Source organism: Flavobacterium sp. (assembly GCF_044376915.1).
Taxonomy (GTDB): Bacteria; Bacteroidota; Bacteroidia; order Flavobacteriales; family Flavobacteriaceae; genus Flavobacterium.
This window is the reverse complement of sequence record NZ_JBILKB010000136.1, coordinates 1-3,018: the sequence shown is the minus strand read 5'-3', so window position 1 is coordinate 3,018 and position 3,018 is coordinate 1. Positions and strand designations below refer to the sequence as shown.

The 3,018-nt window shown below is 33.9% G+C and carries 3 protein-coding genes; 1 reads left to right on the top strand and 2 read right to left on the bottom strand.

What is annotated here, in order from left to right; genetic code table 11:
• Positions 1–60: 60 nt before the first annotated feature.
• Both ACIQ6Z_RS09770 and ACIQ6Z_RS09765 read right to left on the bottom strand, forming a co-directional pair.
• Positions 61–516 carry a hypothetical protein gene (locus tag ACIQ6Z_RS09770; RefSeq protein ID WP_396210690.1) on the bottom strand — a complete coding sequence of 152 codons (456 nt, stop codon included), beginning with the start codon at positions 514–516 and terminating at the stop codon, positions 61–63.
• A 62-nt stretch (positions 517–578) separates the two neighbouring features.
• The gene (locus tag ACIQ6Z_RS09765; protein WP_396210689.1) at positions 579–2,207 is read right to left on the bottom strand and encodes an acyl-CoA carboxylase subunit beta; all 1,629 of its coding nucleotides are present in this window, start codon (positions 2,205–2,207) and stop codon (positions 579–581) included.
• 154 nt (positions 2,208–2,361) lie between these two features.
• Between ACIQ6Z_RS09765 and ACIQ6Z_RS09760 the strand changes: the two genes are divergently transcribed.
• Positions 2,362–3,003 carry a DUF47 domain-containing protein gene (locus tag ACIQ6Z_RS09760; protein ID WP_396210688.1) on the top strand — a complete coding sequence of 214 codons (642 nt, stop codon included), beginning with the start codon at positions 2,362–2,364 and terminating at the stop codon, positions 3,001–3,003.
• Positions 3,004–3,018: the final 15 nt, after the last annotated feature.

Genomic DNA, 3,018 nt, shown 5'->3' with positions numbered 1-3,018 from the left:
AGAATACCTGATATAGTGGTCTTAAAAGTTTGGAAAAGAGATCTTATCACTGGATCAGGATTATTCATACGGTACTGCAAAAATGATGATATTGTCTGCTACATTATCGTTATCAATATCGTAAATGTAGGAATACACAAACGACTCTGCAGTTAGTGTGATTACTTTAAAATCTATTACTTTTTCGATGCCAAAATACAAGGAAATGATATCATTCTTAATCTTCCATTCCATTATTGTTGTATTGGATGAACAAATATCATTGACAAAAGTTAATTCACTATATTGTCTTATCTGACCTTCAGTGTTGGCAAAAGTAAATTCATCTTTATTGCAATTGGGTTGGTGGCCATAAAGAAATTGTTGTCCATTAATATTTACTTGATTGTATTTCCAGCGATTCAACAATAGATCAACGGAAAAACTCGGATTGTCTATTGGATTTTCCTTTTTATCATCATCACTTGTACAAGAAAAAAATAACAATATAAAGAAGCCAATAATGAAATTTTTCATAAATAAACATTTGCATTTACTAGTTAGGGAATATATAATTAGTTGATCCTTTAAACAAAAAATTAAACTTGTAACACACCCATATTAAATTGTTTTTCAATAGGAGCGTGGTTGGCAGCTTCAATTCCCATTGCTATCCAATTTCTTGTTTCCAAAGGATCAATAATGGCATCGGTCCATAAACGCGCTGCTGCATAATATGGTGAAACTTGTGCATCATAGCGTGCTTTAATTTTATCAAAAAGTTCTTTTTCTTTCACCTCATCAATAACTTCGCCTTTGGCTTTTAAGGAAGATGCTTCAATTTGGGCCAATACTTTGGCAGCTTGTGTGCCTCCCATTACTGCTAATTCGGCACTTGGCCAAGCAAAGATCAACCTTGGATCATAGGCTTTTCCACACATGGCATAATTTCCAGCTCCATAAGAATTTCCAACGATTACTGTAAATTTAGGTACCACAGAATTGGCCATAGCGTTCACCATTTTAGCGCCATCTTTAATAATGCCACCGTGTTCTGATTTTGAACCTACCATAAAACCAGTAACATCTTGTAGAAATACCAATGGGATTTTCTTTTGATTACAATTGGCAATAAAACGCGTAGCTTTATCCGCGGAATCCGAATAAATAGCACCGCCAAATTGCATTTCACCTTTGGCTGTTTTTACTATTTTACGTTGGTTGGCAACAATTCCAACAGCCCATCCTTCAATGCGTGCGTAAGCTGTGATCAAGGTTTTACCATAATCCCCTTTGTATTCATCAAATTCGGATTGATCGACTAATCTTTTGATGATTTCATACATATCGTATTGATCGGCTCTCGATTTGGGTAAAATTCCGTAAATATCTTTTTGCTCTAAAGCTGGTTTTTCTGCTTTTATTCGATTATAGCCTGCCGTATCAAAAGTACCAATTTTTCCCATAATACTTTTGATGCGGTTTAAAGCATCGGCATCATCTTTTGCTTTGTAGTCCGTTACACCTGAAATTTCGCAATGGGTAGTAGCTCCGCCCAGTGTTTCATTATCTATGGTTTCGCCAATAGCTGCTTTTACTAAATAGCTGCCCGCTAAAAAGATGCTACCTGTTTTATCGACAATCATGGCTTCGTCACTCATGATAGGTAAATAGGCGCCTCCCGCAACACAACTGCCCATAACGGCAGCGATTTGTGTAATTCCAAGACTGCTCATGTGGGCATTATTTCTAAAGATACGGCCAAAATGTTCTTTGTCGGGGAAAATTTCGTCCTGTAATGGTAAATAAACACCTGCCGAATCCACTAAATAAATAATTGGAATACGGTTTTCCATTGCAAGTTCTTGAGCTCGAAGATTCTTTTTACCGGTTATAGGGAACCAAGCACCGGCTTTCACCGTAGCATCATTGGCTACAACAATACATTGTTTGCCAGAAACGTATCCCATTTTAACAACGACACCTCCCGATGGGCAACCGCCGTGTTCTTCATACATGCCATCACCAGCAAAGGCTCCTATTTCGATTGATTTGGCTTTAGGATCCAATAAGTAATCAATTCGTTCTCGAGCAGTCATTTTACCTTCGCCATGAAGTTTTTCAATTCTTTTTTGACCACCACCTAGTTTCACTTTGGTAAATCGTTTGTTTAAATCAGAAACTAACATTTTATTATAATCCTCGTTGCTATTAAAATTGATGTCCATGTTGGAATTTTTTTTGATTTGTAAAAATAAGAAAAGGTTAGGAAATATGAGTATTTATTTTAATTCAACAAATTGATAACTACTTATTATTATTAAATTAATGATAACTTAACATTGGCAATATACTTTTGCTCTGAATTTAAATACAAATAAAATGTCATTAAACAAATTTTTTCAGTTTTTTGTACCGAAAGATAAAAAGTTCTTTCCACTTTTTGAACAAGCTTCGGCAAATTTAATTTTATTAGCAGAATCACTTCATGAAGGGGTTAATGCTCCAAAAGGAGAAAGAGATAATTATTTCAAAAAAATTGATGAATTAGAAGAAAATATTGAAGATATTGCTTACAAAACTAATATTGAATTGAGTAAAAATTTTATTACTCCATTTGATAGAGAGGATATTCATGCGTTGATTAAATCGATGGATGATGTGGCTGATTATATGCAAGGTGCTTCTAGCAGAATTCGTTTGTATCATGTTGAAAAAATAACAAAATCAATTCGTAAACTGACCGAAATTAATTTAGAAGCGTGTCAATTGATAGGAGTTGGTATTATGGAATTAAAGGATATGAACCATAAGGCAATTAAAGAAGCATGTAAAAGAATCAATAAACTCGAAAGTAAAGCTGATGTGGTTTTTGATAAAGCAGTTGCAGATATCTTTGAAAATGAAAGTGATGCTAAAAACATTATCAAATACAAAGAAGTCCTTATGGCTTTAGAAACTGCATCTGATAAATGTAAAAATGTTTCTAATATTTTAGAGCAAATTTCTGTTAAACATTCATAATAGTTTAATTTTAAA

Excerpts from the sequence above, each read along its gene's own strand:
- ACIQ6Z_RS09770 (WP_396210690.1), bottom strand. The coding sequence starts at position 516 with ATGAAAAATTTCATTATTGGCTTCTTTATATTGTTATTTTTTTCTTGT.
- ACIQ6Z_RS09765 (WP_396210689.1), bottom strand. The coding sequence starts at position 2,207 with ATGGACATCAATTTTAATAGCAACGAGGATTATAATAAAATGTTAGTT.
- ACIQ6Z_RS09760 (WP_396210688.1), top strand. The coding sequence starts at position 2,362 with ATGTCATTAAACAAATTTTTTCAGTTTTTTGTACCGAAAGATAAAAAG.